The organism is Ruegeria aquimaris (assembly GCF_025751555.1).
Taxonomy (GTDB): domain Bacteria; phylum Pseudomonadota; class Alphaproteobacteria; order Rhodobacterales; family Rhodobacteraceae; genus Ruegeria_B; species Ruegeria_B aquimaris.
Window position 1 is genome coordinate 207599 of sequence record NZ_JAOWLB010000002.1, and the last position, 20681, is coordinate 228279.

Genomic DNA, 20681 nt, shown 5'->3' on the forward strand with positions numbered 1-20681 from the left:
GAGAATTGACATGAGAACGCTGTTCAGCCCGACCGTTTTGCTGTCGCTGGCGCTGATGGCGATCATCGTGATGATGATCCTGCCGATGCCCGCCTGGGTGCTGGATATCGGGCTGGCGGCCTCTTTCGCGCTGGCGATCCTGATCTTTACCCTGACCCTGTTCATCGAGCGGCCGCTCGATTTCTCGTCTTTTCCGACGATCCTGCTCGCCTCGCTGATGCTGCGGCTGTCGCTCAATGTCTCCTCGACCAAGTTGATCATCGGTCAGGGGCATACCGGGCCCAATGCCGCCGGCGACGTGATCGAGGGGTTTGCCCAGTTCGTGATGAGCGGCAGCATCTTCCTGGGCCTCGTGGTGTTCGGCGTGCTCTTGATCGTCAACTTCATGGTGATCACCAAGGGCGCCGCCCGCATGGCCGAAGTCGGCGCGCGCTTTGCGCTGGACGGGATGCCGGGCAAGCAGCTGGCCATCGACAGCGACATGTCGGCGGGCGCCATCGACCACCAGCAGGCCAAGGCCCGGCGCGAACTGGAACAGCAGGAGACCACGTTTTTCGGCTCGCTCGACGGGGCGTCGAAATTCGTCAAGGGCGATGCCATCGCCGGGCTGCTGATCACGCTTCTGAACCTGGTGATGGGGCTGATCATGGGGGTCATCGTGCATGGCATGCCGGTGGGCGCCGCGTTCGAGACCTATGCCATCCTGACGGTCGGCGACGGGCTGGTGTCGCAGATCCCAGCCGTGATCATCTCGATCGCCTCGGCGCTCTTGCTGGCGCGCGGCGGCACCCAGGGGGCGACGGACAGCGCACTGTTCTCGCAGCTGGGGCGGCACCCGGCGGCGCTGGCCACGGTGGCGGTGCTGATGGTGCTGTTCGCGCTGGTGCCCGGCCTGCCCTTTCTGCCCTTCATCGCGGGCGGCGCAGTGCTGGGCTATGCCGCCTGGTCGATGTACCGCAAGCAAAGGGCGGCGGCGGAAAGCGCGGCCAGGGCAGGGGCCGAGGTGGCGCCGGTGGCACGTCAGGGCATTGGCGATATCCTCGATCTCGACGACGTGCATCTGGAATTCGCCCCCGACCTGGTGGGCATGGCGTTGGACCCCGGCACCGGGCTGGACGCCCGGATCGCCAATATGCGCACTCATGTGGCCTCGGTCTACGGGCTGATCCTGCCCGATATCCGGCTGACCGATCAGGCCGAGCTGCCCTCTGGCACCTATGTGATCAAGGTGCAGGGGGTCGAGCAGGCCCGTGGCCTGCTGCACCCCGATCTGATCCTGGCGCTGATGACCGACCAGCCCGACGCCCTGCCCGATGGCAAGGACGTGAGCGAGCCGGTCTATGGCGCCCCCGCCCGCTGGATCCTGCCCAAGGATCAGGAGACCGCCGCGCTGTCGGGGGCCACGATCGTGGCCCCGCCCGAGATCCTGGCGACCCATCTGCTGGAGGTGATCAAGCAGAACTTTGCCCGGCTGCTGACGCTCAAATCGCTGCGCCGGCTACTGTCCGAGATGACGCAATTGTCCGATCCCGGCCGCGCCGAGGCCAACCGCAAGCTGCTGGACGAGCTGATCCCCGACAAGGTGCCGATCGACACGCTGCACGCGGTGCTGCGGCTCTTGCTGGACGAACGGGTGTCGATCCGCAACATGCCGCTGATCCTGGAAGCGGTGGCCGAAGCGCGGCTCGCCACCACCCAGCCCGAGGCGATCTGTGAGCATGTCCGCCAGCGGCTGGGCTTCCAACTGGTGGCCGAGATGAAACGACCCGACGGCTCGATCCCGCTGGTGCAGCTGGCGCCCGAATGGGAAGAGACCTTTGCCACCTATCAGCTGGACGGCGCGGGCGGCGGGATGGATATTGCGCTGCCGCCCGACCTGTTCAACAAGCTGGCGGACGGGATCGCGCGGCGCCTGGGCCAGACCGCGAGCCAGGGGATTTTTGCGGCGCTTGTCACCTCGACCCGGCGGCGGCGGTTCCTGCGCACCATCCTGCGTGCGCGCGGCATCTCGAACCCGGTGCTGTCCTTCGAGGAAATCGGGCTCGAGGCGCGGCCCTCGCTGGTCGGGCAGGTGCCGACATGATCGCGCTGCCGCCCGAGCTCCTGACCCTGATCTCTGCCGAGCTCTGGCAGGTGTTCGCGGTATTCCTGCGGGTATCGGCCCTGGTTTCGGTGCTGCCCGCGTTTGGAGAATCGTCGATCCCGATGCGGGTCCGGTTCGGAGTGGCGGCGGCGTTTTCCCTGATCATCGCCCCTGCGACCCCTGCCGCGCCCGCCGTCGCGGACCCGATGCAGTTCGCCGCCCTGGCAGGGACCGAGGCGCTGGCCGGGCTGGCCATGGGCCTCGGCATCCGGCTCTTTGCCATGGCGCTTCAGGTGGCGGGGATGATCGCGGCTCAGGCCACCTCGCTATCACAGCTGCTGGGCGGCGCGGTCAGCGAGCCGACACCGGCGATGGGGCACCTGCTGATGATGGCGGGCCTGACCCTGGCGGTCATGGCCGGGCTGCATGTGCGCGCCGCCGAGTTCCTGATCCGGTCCTATACCCTGTTCCCGGTGGGCGAATTGCCGGCTGCGGCGAGCCTGACGCAATGGGGCGTGGCGCAGGTGGGCCGGATGTTTGCCCTGGCCTTTGGCCTGGCCGCGCCTTTTGTCATCCTGTCGCTGATCTACAACCTGGCGCTTGGGGCGATCAACCGGGCGATGCCACAACTGATGGTCGCCTTTGTCGGCGCGCCGCTGATCACCTTTGGCGGCATGGCGCTGCTTCTGGTGGCGACGCCGGTGATCCTGTCGGTCTGGCTTGACGCCTTGATGGCGTTCTTCCAGGACCCGGTCGGGGCGCGGCCATGAGCGGGCCGGACGACGACAGCGAAAAGTCGTTCGAACCGACGCCGCACAAGTTGCAGAAGGCGCGCGAACGCGGCGAGGTCGCCCGGTCGGCCGACCTGTCGATGGTGGCGGGCTATGCCGGCATGACCCTGGCGCTGACCGGGCTGGGCGCGGCCGGGATGACGCAGCTGGCCAACCCGCTGCTGGTTCTCATCGACCAGTCCGACGGGCTGTCGCGGCTGATCTTCAACGGTCCCGCGACCGGACCGGTCGGTGGCCTGTTCGGGGCGGTATCGGTCGCGCTGCTACCGGTTTTCGTCATCCCCGCAGCAGCGGTGATCCTGTCGGTGGTGGCGCAGCGGGCTTTTGTCTTGGCACCCTCCAAGCTGGAGCCGAAACTGTCACGCATTTCGATAATATCGAACGCCAAGAACAAGTTCGGACGCGGAGGCCTGTTCGAGTTCGGCAAGAGTTTCGTCAAGCTGCTGCTCTACTCGGTGACACTCGGCCTCTATATCCGGATGAACCTGACCGAGATCGTGGCCACCGCCGGAATGGACGCGCGCCAGTCGGTTCTGACCATGGCTCGGCTCTTGTCCGGCTTCATGTTCCTGGTGGTCGCCGTCGCGCTGGTGATCGGCGCGGTCGACTTCTTGTGGCAGCACGCCGAGCACATCCGCAAGAACATGATGTCCCGCAAGGAGATCATGGACGAGATGAAGGACGCCGAGGGAGACCCGCATGTCAAAAGCCAGCGCCGCCAGCGCGGACAGGAGATCGCGATGAACCAGATGCTCGCCGATGTGCCCGGCTCGGACGTGGTGATCGTGAACCCGACGCATTACGCGGTTGCGCTGAAATGGTCGCGACAAAAGGGGTCCGCACCGGTCTGCGTGGCCAAAGGCGTCGACGAGACCGCCGCCGCGATCCGGCGCGCCGCGATCGAGGCCGGGGTGCCGATCCATTCGGATCCGCCCACCGCCCGCGCCCTGCATGCGGTGGTCGAGATCGGCCAGGAGATCGGCGAGGAACACTATGGCCCGGTTGCTGCGGCGATCCGCTTCGCCGAAGCGATGCGGCGCCGCGCGCGAGGGCAGTTCAGATGAAAAGGCAGATGCTTGACCGCATGAGCCAAGCTGCCGACGCGCTCTATCTGCGAGAATACGAGCGTATTCGCGTGGTGATGGCCGAGGAGGCCCGGATTGCGGCACAACTTGCCCGGCTTGACGCACAACTGGCCGGTTTGCGCGAAAGGGATGCGGCGGATCACGACTACCGGTCGGTCGGCGCCGATATCCTGTGGCAGGCCTGGGAAACCCGTACGCGCCGGGCTCTGAACCAGAGCCTGGCACGCGCGCGGGCGAAACGGCTGTCGATGATGGACGGGCTGCGGCTGGCCTTTGGGCGCAAACAGGCGATTGCCGAGCTGGCGCTTCACCATCGGAACAACACGCTTCAGGCGCGCGGCAAGCGATTCCAGGACAGCCTGTGTGCGGATCATGCCACAAGCCCGGACGGGGTCTGAGCGCGGCGGAAACCACCGGCGCGGGGGCGTCAGGAATCCTGCCGCGCGATATCCACGATCAGCACCTCGACGATCTGGTCGCCAAAGGCCATTTGTGCCGATTCCCGCAGTGCAACGCGCAGCGGGTCAAGCGTGCCGGGCCGGGTAAAGGCGCCATCGAACCCGCCGATATTGGCATGATCGAACAGCACCCGCAGGAACCCGTCGCGCAGCTTGGGCTCCTTGGCAAAGAAATTGTCCGAAAACCCGGTCCTCACTTCGAGACTGAGCGTTACGGTAGCCAGCCCGGCAACCCGGTCATTGCTGACCAGCGGCACCACAAACGGCTTGCTCATCTTGACATACTCGTTGCCGCTCGCCTCGGCGATCTCGCCTTTGTTGCTGGCGTGATCGCCCGCCGGCTTGTCATGGCCGTCCTTGGCTGGCGCCTTGGCTGCGGTTTCGGCTTGGTCATCGGAACTGGATCCCTTGGGACCCAGCGCGATGCCCGCGCCAACCCCCGCGCCGACCCCGAAGACCAGCATCAGTACCGGAAGCAGTTTACCCAGCATTGCGCCCCCCTCAGAACGGCAGGACCATGTCCAGCACCTGCTGGCCATAGCGCGGTTGTTGGACATCGGTTATCTGGCCGCGCCCGCCATAGGACACCCGGGCCGAGGCGATCTTGTCATAGGTGATCTCGTTCTGGCGCGAGATGTCCTCGGGCCGGACATAACCCGACACCAGAAGTTCGCGCAGTTCGAAATTCACCCGCAGCTCTTGCGAGCCGGAGATCGACAGGACCCCGTTGGGCAGCACGTCCACCACCGTGGCCGCGACCCGCAGGGTCAGCTTTTCCTTGCGCTTGACCGAGCCGCGGCCGCCCGAGGCGCTGCTGGAATCAACCGCCACCGCCTCGTCCAGCGAGGCGCCTTCGGGCAGGTGTTCGTCGATCCGCTGCGGCAGGCCGAAGAGGCCGGGCACCGACAGGCTCTCGGAGCCCGAGCGCGAGCGGTTGGTGTCGTTCGAGATCTCGGCCTTTTCGTCGATCTCGATCACCACGGTCAGGATATCGCCCTTTTTCATCGCCCGCTGGTCACCCAAGAGCGAGCTCTGCCCGCCGCTCCACAGCGAGGCGCGGTCGACGGTGCGCTGCGGCTGGGTATAGAGCGGCAGACCGGGCCAGAGCATTGCCACCTGTTCGGGCGACTCGGTATTGGGCGTGAAACTCGGCGCCTTGCCCAGATGGTCGGCACGCCCGCAGGCGGACAGGATCAGGGCAAGGGTGATCAGGCACGGAACAGGGCGGGAGTGGAGCATCATTTCACCTCGATGGAGCCGTCCGGGCGGATCTGCCCGCTGACGGTGGTTCGGGAACTCAGGTTCATGACCCGGATCACATCGCCCGCGGCCCCGCGCCCCAGGGCGCGGCCTTCGGTCGAGATGACCAGCGAACCACGATCGAAATAGAGCGTGACCAGGTCGTTGCGGTCGACGATGGCGGGCGGGCCGATATCGTCGTACCGGATCGGCCGACCGGGATAGAGGGCGACCCGTGCCTCTTGCCCGATCACCTCGGAGGGATCGGCATAGACCCCGGCCATCTCCACCGATTTCAGCACCAGATCCTCGGGACCGATGATCGCTTTGGCACGGATGGTGCGCGACGGCACCAGGATCTCGGCCATCGCCGCCTGTGGCAGGCAGAGCGCCAGGGCCAGGGCCAGCGCGCGCATCAGCGCACCTGAGTGGTGACGCTCATCATCTGGTCCACCGCCGAAATCACCTTGGCATTCATCTCGTAGCCGCGCTGCGCCTCGATCAGCTCGGTCACCTCGCGCACGGCGTCGACGGAACTGTCCTCCAGATAGCCTTGCCGCAAGGTGCCCATGCCATCCTCTCCGGGGTTGCCGACAATCGGATTGCCCGAAGCCTCGGTTTCCTTGAACAGGTTGCCGCCAACCGCCTCGAGCCCCTTGGCATTGGCAAAGCTCACCAGCGTGATCTGGCCCAGGAGCTGCCCTTCGGCGGTATCGTCGAAATAGGCATAGACCTCGCCCCCGGCATTGATCGACAGCGAACGCGCATCGGTCGGAATGGTGATCTCGGGCGCCACGGCGTAACCTTCGGAGGTGACCACCAGCCCCTCGGCCGAGCGTTTCAGCGCCCCATCGCGGGTATAGGCCGACTGCCCGGAGGGCAGCGTCACCTCGAGATAGCCGCGCCCTTCGATCGCCAGATCCAGATCGTTGCCGGTCGCCGACAGCGCGCCCTGTTGCAGGTGCACGGTCACCGCTGCCGGGCGCACCCCCAGCCCCAGTTGCACGCCGGTCGGCAGCACGGTGCCGTCAGCGGCGTTCACCGTGCCCGCGCGCGACACCTGCTGGTAATGCAGGTCGGCAAACTCGGCCCGCCGCGCGTTGTAGCCGGTGGTGTTCATGTTCGCGAGGTTGTTCGAGATGGTCTCGACCCGCATCTGCTGGGCGGTCATGCCGGTGGCGGCGATTTTCAGGGCGCGCATGTCAGGCTCCTCTTGTCTGGATCAGCGCAACAGCGTGTCGACGGCGTTGCGAATGCGTTGGTCTTCGGTTTCAAGAAAGCTCTGGCCAAGTTCATAGGCGCGCTGGATCTCGATCATCCGGGTCATCTGGTCGATGGCATCCACGTTCGAGCCTTCGAGAAACCCTTGCAGGATGGTCGCGCCCTCGGACGGCTCCACTCCCGCCTCGGAGCGGAACATCACCCCGCCCTCGCGGATCAGCCCGGTGGCCTCCACCGGCTGGTAAAGCCCGATCTGACCCAGCAGGCGGCCACCGCCGCTGATGGTGCCGTCGGCACCGACCTTGATCCCGTCGATATCCGGTGGCACGAAGATCGACGCGCCATTGGCATCCATCAACCGGTAGCCATCGGGATTGACCAGATCCCCCTGCGCATTGGGAACAAAGGTACCCGCCCGCGTCAGACGGTCACCGCCGGGTGTCTCGAGCAGGAAAAACCCATCCCCCTCGATCGCCAGGTCGAAATCGCCGTTGGTCTGGGACAACACCCCCTGCTGCTGCGAGGTGTTGCGAACCTGGCCGCGCGCCATCGACAGGGATGTGTCGCCCAGCCCGCCGCGAATGAACTCGGAGAATACCAGCCCCTCTTGCCGGTATCCGGCGGTGGCGGCGTTGGCGATATTGTTGGCGATGACCCGGGTCTCGTTCATCAGACCGGTCTGCCGGGACAGGATCGAATAGCTTGCGGCGTCCATCAGAACCCTCCTGCGATCAGCGGTATCAGCGTGGTGGTGAAGTAGTTGACCAGCGTCTGCGCCATGAACCCCATCGAGATCCAGAAGACGGCGACGATGGCCGCCAGTTTCGGCACAAAGGTCAGGGTCATTTCCTGGATCGAGGTCAGGGCCTGGAACAGGCCCACCGCGACCCCGGTGACCAGCGCGACCGCGAGGATTGGGAACGAGGTAATTACCGCGATCCACAGCCCCTGCCGCACCGTGTCAAAGAACAGACCCTCGGTCATCATGGCTCAGACCGGCATCCTCAGGATTTCCTGATAGGCCTCGACCACCTTGTTACGTACGGTGACCGCGGTTTCCACCGCCAGTTCCGACTGTGCCAGCGCCTGTACCAGCGCATGCGGATCGGCCTGGCCGATCATCGCCGCCTTGGCGGTATCTTCGCTGTGTTGCAGGGTGGCGGCAAAGTCACGGAAGGTGTTGCGCAGCCCTTGTGACGCAGTTTCCGTGGCGGGGTCGGCCTGGGTGGCGGGGCGCGCCGAGGCATAAGCCTGCGCGGCGGAAAGGGAGCGGATATCCATTCTGGCTGTCCTTCTGGTTTCAGTCGTTACTTGCGGAGAAGATCCATCAGGCCCGATGACATCTGCCGTGCCTGATCGAATAGCTTCAGATTGGCCTCATAGCTGCGCTGGGCCTCGCGGGCGTCGGCGATCTCGATCATCAGATCGACATTCGACCCTTTGTAATGCCCGGTGTCATCGGCCATCGGATGCGAGGGGTCGAAAATGTCGGGCAGGTCGCGCCGGTCGAGCTTTACCCGGCCGGTGCGCACCAGATCGGTGCCCTGGTCACGATCGTGGGCGGTCTCGAACGGGACCGTCTTGCGCCGGTACCCCGGCGTGTCGGCGTTCGAGATATTCTCGGACACATGCCGCAGGCGGGTGGCCTGGGCGGTGAGCGCGCTGGCGGTAACGGAAAGGGATTTGGAAAATTCGCTCATCTCGACATCTCCTTAGGCCCGGCCCAGGCCGACGCGCAGGATGTTCAGCGAGGATTTGTAGATCGCCAGCGCGCGGTCATGCTGGCGCTTGACCTCGACCGCCTTGAGCATCTGGTCTTCGATGCTGACATTGTTGCCGTTGGGATCGCCGGGTGCGTCGGTTTCGAAGCTTTCCCAACTCTGGCCCGTCGGCCCGGCGCCGTTCAGGTGACCGGCGCGCGTCGCGGTCATAGGGCGCCTTGCATCGGTTCCGGCGTAGCTTTCGGCAAAGCCCGCGATGTCGCGTTCGCGGTATCCGGGCGTGTCGGCATTGGCCATGTTGCGCGCCACGACCGCCTGTCGCTGACCCGCATGTGTTGCCATGGCGTACGCCATCTTAAAGACGTTCAAGTCCGAGAACATCGGGGCTTCTCCCTCGATCAATTTCAATCAAGGCTTAACCCCGATTCGTTTAGAAACCGTTGTCAGGGAACAGCAAGGAGACCCCAGATGACGGCACCCGATCTGCGCGCCCTGAGGGCGGCTTTCGACGATCTCAGCCTGGTCCGGCATGTGGGCCGGGTCACCGGTGTGGCGCGCGGGGCGATCCGCATCCAAGGTCTCTCCAGCCGGGCGCAGATCGGCGACCGGCTGGAGCTGAAGCGCAATTTTGGCGCCGCCTTGTGGGGCGAGGTGTTGCAGGTCGAGGATGGGATCGTGAACATGCTGCCCGACGGCGCGCCCGAGGGCGTGGCGATGGGCAACCGGGTGGTGCTGCACCAGATCCCCGCATTCTCGCCCGGCCGACACTGGCTGGGCCGGGTCATCGACCCGTTCGGTCGGCCGCTCGATGGTCGGCCCCTGCTGCGCGGGGGCAAGACGCGCGATCTGATGGCCGCGCCGCCGCCTGCGGTGCAGCGCAAACCGATGGGCGCCCGGATGGCGACCGGGCTGTCGGCGCTCAACACGCTCTTGCCCATCGTGCGCGGCCAGCGGGTCGGCCTATTCGCGGGCTCGGGCGTGGGCAAATCCAGCCTGATGGCGTCACTGGCGCGGTCGATGCAGGCGGATGCGGTGGTGGTGGCCCTGATCGGCGAACGCGGGCGCGAGGTGAACGAGTTTGTCGACAAGGCGCTGGGTCGCGACGGCATGGCGCGCTCGGTGGTGGTGGCCGCCACCTCGGACCAGTCGGCACTGGTGCGCCGCCGCTGCGCCTGGGCCGCGATGAGCGTTGCCGAGGCCCTGCGCGACGAGGGGCTGAACGTGCTGTTCCTCGCCGATTCGATCACCCGTTTCGCCGAGGCGCATCGCGAGATCTCGGCCGCCATGGGCGAGGCGCCGGCGCTGCGCGGCTATCCGCCCTCGGTGACACCGCTGATCACGGGCCTGTGCGAACGCGCCGGGCCGGGCACCGCGAAACAGGGCGACATTACCGGCGTGTTCAGCGTGCTGGTGGCCGGGTCGGACATGGATGAACCCGTGGCCGACATCCTGCGCGGCGTTCTGGACGGGCATATCGTGCTGAGCCGCGAGATCGCCGAGCGCGGCCGCTTTCCGGCCATCGACGTGGGACGCTCGGTCTCGCGCAGCCTGCCTGCCGCCGCGACGCCCGAACAGAACGAGCTGATCACCGAGGCGCGGCGCCTGTTGGGCGCCTATGAACAGTCCGAGGTGATGATCAAGGCCGGGCTTTATGCCGAAGGGTCGGATCCGCTGCTGGATCAGGCGGTCCGGCTCTGGCCGGAGCTGGACAGTTTTCTGGCCCGGGCCGACCCGCAGGGGATCGAGCACAGTTTCTCGCGCCTGCAACTGATCCTGCGCCGGGCCAAATCCGGACCCAGAAAGTGACAGGCCCCGGCGTGCCGGGGCCTGTCTGTCTCAATCGGCGTCCGCCACACCCTCGGCCCTGAGCCGCGCGCGGCGGGCGCGATAGCTGGGCAGCACCACGAGGATGACCGCAAGCGCCAGAAGGCCCAGCGTCATCGGCCGTTCCAGAATGAACCCCAACCCGTCATAGAGCTGCAATGCGCGGGCAAAGTTGTTTTCCAGCATCGAGCCCAGGATGAACCCGATCAGCAGAGGCGCCAGCGGATAATCGGCAAAGCGCAGCACGGTGGCACAGACGCCAAGACCGACAAGGATCAGCAACTCGGTCGCGTTGTTCTGGCCGATATAGGCCCCCATCAGGGTAAAGAACAGGATGAACGGGATCAGGAAGGTGCGCGGCACCGCCAGAACCTTGGCGATATAGGGGATCAGCGGCAGGTTCAGGATCAACAGGATCAGGTTGCCCAGATACATCGAGATGATCACCGCCCAAAAGATCTGCGGATCGTCCAGCATCAGCCGCGGCCCCGGCGTGACGTTCAGTGCAATCAGCGCGCCCAACAGGATCGCCGTGGTGCCCGAACCGGGAATACCCAGCGTCAAGAGCGGCACGAAAGAGCCCGTGCAGGCCGCGTTATTGGCGGTTTCCGGCGCTGCCAGCCCCTTGAGCGAGCCCTTGCCGAATTCCTCCTGCTCTTCCTTGGTGGCGATGTTGCGCTCGACCGCATAGCCGAGGAAACTGGCGATCGTCGCGCCCGCGCCCGGCAGCACGCCGATCAGGAACCCCTGGATCGACTGCCGTCCGATCACCGGCGCGATGGTGCGCGCCTCGTCCCGGGTGATGCGCAGGTCCTTGATCTCGCCGCCCTCGCCCCCCTGGGCCGAGCGGGAGGGATCGAGCACGAGATAGATCGCCTCGGGCAAAGCGAACATGGCCATGGCCAGGGTGATGAAACCAAAGCCCGATTGCAGGTCCATAATGCCCATGGTGAAACGCGGCATGTTGAACAGCGCGCCCTCGCCCACCGTGGCCATGATCAGACCCAACAGCGTCATCAACAGTGCCTTGCCCACCTGACCGGATCCGGCAAAGGCGGCAATGGCGCTGAGCCCCACCACCATCAGCGCGAAATACTCGGCCGAATGAAACAGCAGCGCGACCGAGGCCAGCGCGGGCGCGAACACCATGAGCAGGATCGCCCCGATGGTGCCACCGCAAAAGCTGGAGATCGCGGCCACGGTCAGCGCCTTGCCGGCCTTGCCCTGCCGCGCCAGCGGATAACCGTCGAAACTGGTCGCCACGGTCGAGGCGACGCCGGGCGCGTTGATCAGGATCGACGAGGTCGATCCGCCAAAGATCGCACCGTAATAGACGCCTGCCAGCAGGATCAGCGCCGCCGACGGGTCGCCGATGGAGATGGCGACCGGGATCATGATGGCGATGATCGACATCGGCCCCAGCCCCGGCAACATGCCGATGAACGTGCCGATCAGGCAGCCGCCAATGACCATGAGGATGTTTGTGATCGAAAAGGCGGTGCCCAGACCGATCAGGATACCTTCGAGCATGTCAGCCTCCGTTGGTCAGGAAAACCGGCCAGGGGCTGAGGAAGATCCCCAGCACGACCTGCACCAGGTACCACACGATGCCCGCAGCAGCCGCGGCCACCGGCAGCAGGATATGGAACCGCCGCTCGCCCAGGATCACGGCGCCGACGCTCAGGAACCCAATCGTCGAGAGCAGGAAACCCAGCGGCCGGAGCAGCAGCGCATAGGCCACCATCAGGCCCAGCAGCGCTAGGGCCTGCCCCAGCTTGTAATCGGTCAGACGGCGATAGTTGATGTCCATCGGCTTGGGATCGGCCGCGCCCTTCTCCAGCCCCAGCAGGATCGACAAGGCGGTCAGAACCGACAGGACCGACAGGATCTTGGGAAAGGTGCTGGGCCAGATCGGGTTGCGTTTCATGAACGGGGCAAGGCCCGCGTCCATGGTGAAGAAGGCGGCATAGCCATAGGCAAGGCAGATCATCAGGATGACCAGCGCGATCCAGCGGTCGAGTGCCATAAGATCCTCCGGGGTGTGTTGGGTTGAGGCCGTGATGGGGGCGCTGCCCCCGCCGCCCGTGCCGGGCGACTCCCCCGGGATATTTTCAGCAAGAGGAAAGATGATATTAACCTTGATCCCGCAGGCTTGGTTCACGGTACAGGCTGGGAAGCCGATGACCGTGCAAGGGGAAGGTTATGCTTCTTCGGCGGAGGGGAGGGCCGGGCGCTCTCCCCTTCCTCTTGCTTCAAATATCCCGGGAGCGCGAGGGTGGAACCCTCGCACATCACAAACGAGCGCGGCACAGCCGCACCTTTGGATTACAGGAACCCCAGCTTGCGCATCAGGTCGCCGATCTGCTGTTCCTGCTTTTCCAGGAAGGCGCGGAAATCGTCGCCGCTGTTGTGGATGTTGACCCAACCGTTGCGGGCGCGCACCGCTTCCCATTCGGGGGTATTGTACATCTTGGCAATCACGTCCTGATAGGCGGCAAGCCGGTCCTCTGGCAGGCCAGGGGCGCCAAAGAAACCGCGCCAGTTGACAAAGGTGGTGTCGATCCCCTGCTCCTTCATCGTTGCCGCGTCGGGATAGGCGGCGACCCGGTCATCCGAGGTGACGCCGATGATCTTGACCTCGCCTGCATTGGCCAGGTCGATCGCTTCGGAGAAACCGGTGCTGAGCGCCGCGATCTCGCCCGAGAGCAGCGCCGCCATCGCCTTGCCGCCCGCGTCATAGGGGATGTATTTCACCGCCAGCGCGTCCTTGCCCGCGGCCTCCATCACCATCGCGGCCACCAGGTGATCCATGCCACCGGGTACCGAACCGCCACCGATGGCGGTGCCGCTCGGGTCGGCGTCATAGGCGGCGAGCAGGTCGCTCATCGAGTTCACCGGGCTGTCCTTGCCCACCACGATGGCGGCGTAGTCGCCGATGGTTCCGGCGACCAGCGTCAGGTCACGGAAGTTCTGCGGAAAGACGCCGGTCAGCGAGCGGATGATGATCGGGGTCGAGTTGACCATCAGCGTGCCGTGGTTCGAGGCGGCGTTTTCGATCAGGTAGCCGATTGCCTTGCCGCCGCCGCCGCCGGACATGTTTTCATAGCTGGCGGTACCGACCAGACCCGCTGCGGTCAGGGCCTCTCCGGTGCCGCGCGCTGTGCCGTCCCAGCCGCCACCAGCGCCGCCGGGGACGAGGAAATGGATGCTGTCGACCACCGGTTCGGCGAGAGCCGGCGTGGAAAAGGCAAATGCCGCCGACGCGGCGGCCATCATGACCCGGCGGGTCAGGTTCAGTTTCGTCATCTTGTCCTCCCGTTTGACAAAGCGAGTTTCGGTCGCCCATGTGAAAGGAAAGCCATGCCAAGCTGACACCAACCTGTCGCGGGCAAGGTCGCAGAGGAGGGGGACGGATGCGATTTCTGCTGGTCGAAGACAATCAGAGCCTGGCGGCGGCCATCCTTGACCGGCTGCGTCTGGACGGGCATGTCGCCGATCATGCCGCCGATATCGACACTGCCGAATCATTTGTGATCACAACGGATTACGATCTGATTTTGCTGGATATTATGTTACCGGACGGCGACGGCCGCAGCTTTCTCAAGGCGCATCGCGACGGTCAGAACGAAACGCCTGTGATCGTGCTGACCGCGCGGTCCGAAGTATCGGACCGGGTTGGCGTGCTGGATCTGGGCGCCGACGACTATCTGACAAAACCCTTTGATTTTTCCGAACTCGAAGCTCGCTGCCGGGCCATTCTGCGCCGTCGTGGCGGCAGGTCGTCGAATCAGAAGCGGCTGGGCGCGCTCACCTTCGACCCGCTGGCCGGTACGCTCGAAGTGGCGGATCAGCCGGTCGCGCTGCGCAACAAGGAGCTGCGCCTGCTCGAAACGTTCCTTGCCGCCCCCGACCAGATCTTCTCCAAGGCACGATTGGTCGACCGGCTGTTTTCCTATGACGAGGATGTCTCGGAAAACGCCATCGAGGTCTATGTCGGCAGGCTGCGGAAGAAGATCGCCGGTTCCGGGGTCGAGATCGTCACCGTCCGCGGCCTGGGCTACCGGATACAGCTGGCATGAGCGGCGTCCACCTCAGCGGCTCGATCCGGCGGCGGCTGACCCTGCAACTGGTCGGCAGTGCGGCAATCCTTGCCGCGCTGCTCTTTGTCATCGTCCAGACCTTTACCCGCGACCTGGCCGAAGAAACCCATGACCGTATCCTGCTGGCCTCGGCCACCTCGATCATGGACGCGGTCTCGGTCCGCTCGGGCGAGGTGACCGTAGATCTGCCCTATGCCGCGCTGTCGATGCTCAGCAATGTCAGCGACGACCGGGTGTTCTATCGGGTGGTGCTGGGGCAAGAGACCCTGACCGGCTATGCCGATCTGCCGTTGCCCGAGCCGCTGCCAGGCGATGATGACCCGCTGTTCCAGACACTGGATTTCAAGGGGGAAAGCGTGCGCATGGCAACAGCAGTGCGGCGGTTGTCGCGGAACGGTGTGCCAACCCATCTTGCCATTTCGGTGGCGCAGACACGCACCGGCCAGGTCGAGCGGCTGAACGCCCTGTCGCGCACCGCGCTGTTGCTGGGGGCAGGGTTTTTCGTGGTCGCGGTTCTGCTGGCGGTCTGGGCGGCGCAATCCTCGATCCGGCCGCTGCGCGATCTTGCCGGAATGGTGGCGCGTCGCGGGCCCAAGGATCTGCGCCCGGTGACCCGCCCGGTGCCCTCGGAAATGGCGCCGCTTGTCTCTTCCCTCAACAGTTTCATCGAGCGGCTGCGCCTGTCGCTGTCCCGGTCCGAGGATTTCATCGCCGAGGCCGCGCATCGCGTGCGTACGCCGCTGGCCACGGTGCGCAGCCAGGCCGAGAACACGCTGCACCGCGTTGAGCGGCCGGAAAACCGTACCGCCCTGCGCGAGATGATCCGCGCCATCGACGAGAGCTCGCGCGCCGCCGGACAATTGCTGGACCATGCCATGGTCAGCTTCCGGGTCGACAGTCTGGAGCGCAGCCCGGTCGACCTGACCGAACTGGTGGCCGAACTGGTGGATCGCCTGCGCCCGGTGGCCGATCTCAAGGATATCGACCTTGTGCTGGAGCAGACTACGCCGCATCCGATCCTGGGCGATCCGATCCTGGTGCAGAACGCGGTGCGCAACCTGCTCGACAACGCGATCAAATACGCCCCGGACGAAAGCCTGGTCCAGATCGGGCTGAACACCGAAAGCGGGATGCATACAGTCACCATCTGCGATCAGGCCGGCGGGTTCCCGACCGACCAGCTTGATCATCTGACCGAACGGTTCGTGCGCGGCCGCAACGCCGAGGGCACCGTGGGCTCGGGTCTGGGCCTGACCATCGCTCGCGAAGTGGCCGAGGCCCATGGCGGTCGGCTGGAAATAAGAAACACCGAAGACGGAGCCGGAGCATGCGTCACGCTGGTCTTTCCCTCTGCCTGATCCTCTGGGCCTGGGCCGCCGCGGCCTTTGAGATCGAGGGGCGCGAGCAGTTCGGCCCGACCGAGGGCCGGGTTCTGCGCGTATTGTCGACCACCGATATCGACATCCTGCAGCCGCTGATCGACAGCTTTCTGCGCGCCCGGCCCGGTGTCGCCATCGACTATACCGTGGCCAGCAGCGCCCAGGTGATGCAGGCTATTGCGGACGAGGGCGCGCGGTTCGACATGACGTTGTCCTCGGCCATGGACCTTCAGGTCAAGCTGGCCAATGACGGGTTCACCCGCGCGCACCGGTCGGCCTGGACACCGATGGTGCCCGACTGGGCCAACTGGCGCGACCATGTGTTTGCCTTCTCCCAGGAAACCGCCGCCATCGTGATCTCGCGCAGCGCGTTTTCCGGCGTCACCCCGCCGCGCACGCGGCAAGAGTTGATCGACCTGCTGCGCCGCGACCCCGACCGCTTCCGCGACCGGGTCGGCACCTATGACGTGGCGGTCAGCGGCCTGGGCTATCTCTTTGCCACCCAGGACGCGCGCACCGCCGAAAGCTTCTGGCGGCTGATGGAGGTTCTGGGCAGCCTGCGGGTGAAACTCTATTGCTGCTCGGGCGAGATGATCGAGGCCGTGGCCAATGGCCAGATCGACGTGGCCTATAACGTGCTGGGCAGCTATGCCCGCGCCCGGCGCGACCTGGCCGACCGCATCCTGGTGATCGAGCCCGAGGAATACACCAACATGATGATGCGCACGGCGGTGATCCTGAAGGGTGCGACCGAGCCGGAACTGGCGGGCGCCTTCACCGATCATCTGATCGCCGCCGCCTGGTCGGTGCCGCCCGCGCCCGAATACCCGTTTCAGGATCCCCCGCAAAGCGTCCGGGCGCTGGGGGCCACCCTGCGCCCGATCCAGCTGGGCCCCGGGCTGCTGGTGTTTCTCGACACGTTGAAGCGGGATCGCTTCCTCACCGAATGGGGCGATGCCGTAAAGCAGGACTGACCGCCGTTTTCTCTAGAGTTTTACATGTTATGCATCCCTTAACGCCTGCCTTGGTATCCCGGTAGTTGGGTGAATAGGAAGGTGGTGGAGATGGGTGCGCATTCCAATGCGGCGCCAATCATCATCAAGAGGAAGAAATCGGGTGGTGGCGATGGCCACCACGGCGGCGCATGGAAGGTGGCTTATGCCGACTTCGTGACCGCCATGATGGCTTTCTTCATGTTGATGTGGCTGCTGAACGCGACAACAGAAAAACAACGCAAGGGCCTGGCCGATTACTTTTCCGATGCGATACCGGTCAACCCGGTGTCCGGTGGCGGCGACGGATCATTCGGCGGCGACAGCATGTTCTCGGAAAACACGCTGGTGACCAATGGCACCGGCGGGGTGAACCGCAGGCGCGCCGATGCCGAACGCTCGCGCGGATCGACCGGGGTCGACCGGCAGGGCGGCGACCGGGCGCCGTTCGAAGAGTTCAAGACACTCGAGGCGGTGCTTCAGGGGCGCGGCGGCGAAAGCCTGGTCAGTGAGCAGCTGCGCAAGCATATCGTCACCCGGGTCACCGACGAGGGCCTGATCGTCGAACTGTTCTCGACTGACGAATCGCCCCTGTTCGAACCGGGCACGGACCGGCCGACCGCGCTGATGAAGGACCTCGCAAACGTTATCGTTCGCGCCTCGGGCATGGTCACCAACGGAATTGCGGTGGGCGGTCATATCCGCGCGCACCCGGTGGTCCTGGCCCGAAATCCGGTTTGGGAACTGTCGACCGCACGGGCAGAGCGTACCCGCGTCCTTTTCGAGGGTCAGGGCCTGAAGCCTGAGCGAATTCAGCGTGTTACCGGATATGCCGACCGTAAATTGACCGACCGCAACCCGATGGCCGCGCGCAATGACAGGATCGAGGTGACCTTTCTGCGCAGTGTCTCGCCCCCGGGATAGACGGCATTTTAGACGTTAGAACGGTGTTAAGCGGTCGTGCGCTAGCTGTTGCATCAGGTTTTTTCCGAGATGCAGCAGAAAGGCGTGTCCATGACCATTTCATCTTCGCTCAATGCCGGGGTCGCGGCGCTGACCGCCAATGCCAGCCGCCTGGCGACGATTTCGGACAATATCGCGAATTCGTCCACCTTCGGGTACAAGCGCGTGGAAACGGATTTCCATGCGATGGTCAACGCCAGCGGCAGGGGCACCTATTCGGCGGGTGGGGTGCGCACGACCAACCAGCGCCTGATCGACCAGCGCGGCTCGCTGGTCTCGACGGGCAATTCCACCGATCTTGCGGTGCGGGGGCGCGGCATGTTGCCGGTGATGCGCAGTTCGCAACTTTCGGTGGGGACGCAAGAGATGATGCTGACCACGACCGGCTCGTTCCGCGCCAATGAGCAAGGGTATCTGGTCACCGAATCCGGCCTGGTCCTGATGGGATGGCGGGCCAATGCGGATGGCTCTATCCCGAACCTGCCGCGCGACACCTCGGACGGGCTGGAACCGGTGCAGCTCAGCGTCAATCAGCTCTCCGGCTCGCCCACAACGGAAATGGTGCTGCGGATGAACCTGCCCGCAACCGCGACCGAGGCGGGATCGGCGGGCGAGACCCAGCCGCTCTCGGTCGAGTATTTCGACAACCTGGGCAAGTCCGAGAATGTGCAGATCGAGCTGATACCGACCGTCCCCGCGACCGGCACCAGCAACGAATGGACGATGATCCTGCGCGATACCGGCTCGGGCGGCGCCATTGTCGGGGAATATACCCTGGTATTCGACGACAGCCGCACCTCGGGCGGTACCCTGCAATCGGTGACCGCCACCACCGGTGGCGCCTATGATCCCGCGACCGGCAGCATGGTGATCAACGTGGCTGGCGGGCCGATGGAAATCAACGTCGGGCAGATCGGCGCCGCGGACGGGATCACGCAGCTGTCGGATACGTTTGCACCGGTTTCGATCACCAAGGACGGCAATGCGGTCGGCACCATGAGCCGGGTCGAGGTCGATGAAAACGGCTATGTCTATGCCTTCTTCGATACCGGTGTCAGCCGACGGGTATTCCAGATCCCGCTGGTCGACATGCCCAATCCCAACGGTTTGGTCGCGCTGGACAGCCAGACCTATGCGCCCTCACGCGACAGCGGCACCTATTTCCTGTGGGATGCGGGCGATGGGCCGACCGGCGATCTGGTGTCTTTCGCGCGCGAGGAATCGACCACCGATGTCGCAACCGAACTGACCGCGATGATCCAGACCCAGCGCGCCTATTCCTCAAGCGCCAAGGTGATCCAGACGGTCGATGAGATGTTGCAGGAAACCACCAATATCAAGCGCTGATCGCGCCCTGAGAGCGGAGGCCTCCCATGACCATCTCCACCGCGCTGAACACCGCGCTCACCGGCCTGAGCGCCGCCAGCCGCGCTTCGGGTCTTGTTGCCGACAATATCGCCAATGCGCTGACCCCCGGATATGCCCGCCGCTCGCTGGAACTGACCGGAAACATCGTCAACGGAACCGGTGTTCGGGTTGCCGGGATCACCCGGCATACCGATCCGGTTCTGGTCGCCAACCGGCGCGGCGCCGACGCCCTTCAGGGCAATGCCGATACCGTCTCTCGGTTCCACGGGGAAATGGCCCGGCTGGTCGGTGGGGTGGACGATCCCAATTCGATCCCCAACCTGATGGCCGAGTTCGAAAGCAGCCTGATCGCGGCCGCCAGCAATCCAGGCGCCCAGGTGCGGCTGGATGCAGCCGTCGGCGCCGCCGTCGATGTGACCCAGGCGCTGAACCGGGCCTCGGACGGGCTGCGCACCGCCCGCATCGGCGCCGACCGCAGCATCGGCCAGCAGGTCGACCGGCTGAACCTGGTGCTCAAGGATATCGAAGAGATCAACGGCCGCGTGCAGACCACCAAACTCTCCGGCGGCGATACCTCGGCGCTGCTCGACCAGCGCCAACGGCTGATCGACGAGGTCAACACGATGGTGCCGGTCAACGTGGTCAGCCGCGATCATGGCAGCGTCGCGCTGTTCACCGACGGCGGCGCGATCCTGCTCGACGGCAAGGCCGGACAATTCTCGTTTGCGCAGACGCCGCAAGCCATGCCGCATATGACGGTGGAGAACGGTCTGCTGTCCGGCTTGCAGTTCAACGGATCACCGATCCGCACCGCCGGCACCGGCGCGCCAATCGCGGGCGGCACCCTGGCCGCCGCCTTCGAGGTGCGCGACACGCTTGCGGTCGACGCACAAAAGGGGCTCGATTCCATCGCCCGCGACCTGATCGAGCGGTTCGAGGCGCCCGGGCTGGATCCAACCGCCGGACCCGGCGATCCGGGTCTTCTCACCGACAACGGGGCGCGGTTTTCGTCCACCGGCGAAGTCGGGCTGGCCGGACGGCTGGAGGTGAACGCCGCTGTCGATCCGGCGCGGGGCGGCCAGTCCTGGCGTCTGCGCGACGGTTTAGGCGCGACCCAACCCGGCGCGCCCGGCGACGCCACCCAGATAAAGGCCTTTCATCAGGCGCTGACGACCCAGCGCCCCGTCGCTGGTGCGGTGTTTGGCACCGCTGACATGACCGCCGCCGATCTTGGCGCCGCCCTGCTGTCTTCGGTATCGCAGAACGCCAGCCGGGCGACCGAACGGCTGACCTTTGCCACCGCCAGCCAGGCCGAAATGCACCGGATCGAGTTGCAGCAAGGGGTCGATACCGATGTCGAACTTCGGACCCTGATGCAGGTCGAACAGGCCTATGCCGCCAATGCGCGGGTCATCGAAACCGTGTCCGAACTGATGGACACCCTGCTGAGGTTGTAA

General features: G+C 65.3%; 23 protein-coding genes. 11 read left to right on the forward strand and 12 right to left on the reverse strand.

Going from position 1 to position 20681, the window contains the following annotated elements:
- Window positions 1–10: 10 nt before the first annotated feature.
- Genes flhA through OE747_RS03865 form a run of 4 tightly spaced genes read left to right on the forward strand, consistent with a single transcriptional unit; the run spans window position 11 to window position 4357 of the window.
- The gene (flhA, locus tag OE747_RS03850; RefSeq protein ID WP_404818291.1) at window positions 11–2083 is read left to right on the forward strand and encodes a flagellar biosynthesis protein FlhA; all 2073 of its coding nucleotides are present in this window, start codon (window positions 11–13) and stop codon (window positions 2081–2083) included.
- Entirely contained in the window at window positions 2080–2853 is a 774-nt protein-coding gene (locus OE747_RS03855) for a flagellar biosynthetic protein FliR (protein WP_263827284.1), read from the forward strand. The genes flhA and OE747_RS03855 overlap by 4 nt, the downstream gene beginning before the upstream one ends.
- Window positions 2850–3938 (forward strand): flagellar type III secretion system protein FlhB, encoded by a 1089-nt coding sequence (gene flhB, locus OE747_RS03860; protein ID WP_263827285.1) that lies wholly within the window; start codon window positions 2850–2852, stop codon window positions 3936–3938. The genes OE747_RS03855 and flhB overlap by 4 nt, the downstream gene beginning before the upstream one ends.
- 20 nt (window positions 3939–3958) lie before the next feature.
- Entirely contained in the window at window positions 3959–4357 is a 399-nt protein-coding gene (locus OE747_RS03865; RefSeq protein ID WP_263827286.1) for a hypothetical protein, read from the forward strand.
- A gap of 29 nt (window positions 4358–4386) precedes the next feature.
- Here OE747_RS03865 and OE747_RS03870 read toward each other — a convergent pair whose 3' ends face one another.
- From OE747_RS03870 to OE747_RS03910, 9 genes are read right to left on the reverse strand one after another with little or no spacing between them, the layout of a single operon-like run.
- Window positions 4387–4908 carry a flagellar basal body-associated FliL family protein gene (locus OE747_RS03870; RefSeq protein ID WP_263827287.1) on the reverse strand — a complete coding sequence of 174 codons (522 nt, stop codon included), beginning with the start codon at window positions 4906–4908 and terminating at the stop codon, window positions 4387–4389.
- 10 nt (window positions 4909–4918) lie between these two features.
- On the reverse strand, window positions 4919–5656 hold the full coding sequence (gene flgH / locus OE747_RS03875) for a flagellar basal body L-ring protein FlgH (RefSeq protein ID WP_263827288.1): 738 nt from the start codon (window positions 5654–5656) through the stop codon (window positions 4919–4921).
- Window positions 5656–6072: a flagellar basal body P-ring formation chaperone FlgA gene (gene flgA, locus OE747_RS03880; protein WP_263827289.1), complete on the reverse strand. Its 417-nt coding sequence runs from the start codon at window positions 6070–6072 to the stop codon at window positions 5656–5658. Before flgA ends, flgH begins: the two co-directional genes overlap by 1 nt.
- A complete protein-coding gene (gene flgG / locus OE747_RS03885) occupies window positions 6072–6857 on the reverse strand; it encodes a flagellar basal-body rod protein FlgG (protein ID WP_263827290.1) in 786 nt (261 codons plus the stop codon). Before flgG ends, flgA begins: the two co-directional genes overlap by 1 nt.
- A gap of 21 nt (window positions 6858–6878) precedes the next feature.
- On the reverse strand, window positions 6879–7592 hold the full coding sequence (locus OE747_RS03890; protein ID WP_263827291.1) for a flagellar hook-basal body complex protein: 714 nt from the start codon (window positions 7590–7592) through the stop codon (window positions 6879–6881).
- Entirely contained in the window at window positions 7592–7864 is a 273-nt protein-coding gene (locus tag OE747_RS03895; protein WP_263827292.1) for a flagellar biosynthetic protein FliQ, read from the reverse strand. Before OE747_RS03895 ends, OE747_RS03890 begins: the two co-directional genes overlap by 1 nt.
- A 3-nt stretch (window positions 7865–7867) precedes the next feature.
- Entirely contained in the window at window positions 7868–8158 is a 291-nt protein-coding gene (gene fliE / locus OE747_RS03900) for a flagellar hook-basal body complex protein FliE (RefSeq protein ID WP_263386632.1), read from the reverse strand.
- A gap of 26 nt (window positions 8159–8184) precedes the next feature.
- Window positions 8185–8577 carry a flagellar basal body rod protein FlgC gene (flgC, locus tag OE747_RS03905; protein WP_263827293.1) on the reverse strand — a complete coding sequence of 131 codons (393 nt, stop codon included), beginning with the start codon at window positions 8575–8577 and terminating at the stop codon, window positions 8185–8187.
- A gap of 12 nt (window positions 8578–8589) precedes the next feature.
- A complete protein-coding gene (locus tag OE747_RS03910; protein WP_263827294.1) occupies window positions 8590–8979 on the reverse strand; it encodes a FlgB family protein in 390 nt (129 codons plus the stop codon).
- 87 nt (window positions 8980–9066) lie between these two features.
- On the opposite strand from OE747_RS03910, the gene OE747_RS03915 reads away from it, so the two are divergent.
- Entirely contained in the window at window positions 9067–10404 is a 1338-nt protein-coding gene (locus tag OE747_RS03915) for a FliI/YscN family ATPase (protein ID WP_263827295.1), read from the forward strand.
- 30 nt (window positions 10405–10434) lie between these two features.
- On the opposite strand, the gene OE747_RS03920 is transcribed toward OE747_RS03915, so the two are convergent.
- From OE747_RS03920 to OE747_RS03930, 3 genes are all read right to left on the reverse strand, one after another.
- A complete protein-coding gene (locus OE747_RS03920; protein WP_263827296.1) occupies window positions 10435–11952 on the reverse strand; it encodes a tripartite tricarboxylate transporter permease in 1518 nt (505 codons plus the stop codon).
- A gap of 1 nt (window position 11953) precedes the next feature.
- The gene (locus OE747_RS03925; protein ID WP_263827297.1) at window positions 11954–12448 is read right to left on the reverse strand and encodes a tripartite tricarboxylate transporter TctB family protein; all 495 of its coding nucleotides are present in this window, start codon (window positions 12446–12448) and stop codon (window positions 11954–11956) included.
- 299 nt (window positions 12449–12747) lie between these two features.
- Window positions 12748–13728, reverse strand: coding sequence for a tripartite tricarboxylate transporter substrate binding protein (locus OE747_RS03930; RefSeq protein WP_263827298.1), 981 nt, complete (start codon window positions 13726–13728; stop codon window positions 12748–12750).
- 107 nt (window positions 13729–13835) lie between these two features.
- Here OE747_RS03930 and OE747_RS03935 point away from each other — a divergent pair, with 107 nt between their 5' ends.
- From OE747_RS03935 to flgK, 6 genes are all read left to right on the forward strand, one after another.
- The gene (locus tag OE747_RS03935; RefSeq protein ID WP_263827299.1) at window positions 13836–14501 is read left to right on the forward strand and encodes a response regulator transcription factor; all 666 of its coding nucleotides are present in this window, start codon (window positions 13836–13838) and stop codon (window positions 14499–14501) included.
- Window positions 14498–15880 carry a sensor histidine kinase gene (locus OE747_RS03940; protein ID WP_263827300.1) on the forward strand — a complete coding sequence of 461 codons (1383 nt, stop codon included), beginning with the start codon at window positions 14498–14500 and terminating at the stop codon, window positions 15878–15880. The genes OE747_RS03935 and OE747_RS03940 overlap by 4 nt, the downstream gene beginning before the upstream one ends.
- The gene (locus OE747_RS03945) at window positions 15850–16875 is read left to right on the forward strand and encodes an ABC transporter substrate-binding protein (protein WP_263827301.1); all 1026 of its coding nucleotides are present in this window, start codon (window positions 15850–15852) and stop codon (window positions 16873–16875) included. The genes OE747_RS03940 and OE747_RS03945 overlap by 31 nt, the downstream gene beginning before the upstream one ends.
- Before the next feature lie 90 nt (window positions 16876–16965).
- The gene (locus OE747_RS03950; RefSeq protein ID WP_263827302.1) at window positions 16966–17817 is read left to right on the forward strand and encodes a flagellar motor protein MotB; all 852 of its coding nucleotides are present in this window, start codon (window positions 16966–16968) and stop codon (window positions 17815–17817) included.
- 90 nt (window positions 17818–17907) lie between these two features.
- Complete coding sequence (locus OE747_RS03955; RefSeq protein WP_263827303.1) at window positions 17908–19203, forward strand: flagellar hook protein FlgE; 1296 nt, start codon at window positions 17908–17910, stop codon at window positions 19201–19203.
- A 26-nt stretch (window positions 19204–19229) separates the two neighbouring features.
- Window positions 19230–20681: a flagellar hook-associated protein FlgK gene (gene flgK, locus OE747_RS03960; RefSeq protein WP_263827304.1), complete on the forward strand. Its 1452-nt coding sequence runs from the start codon at window positions 19230–19232 to the stop codon at window positions 20679–20681.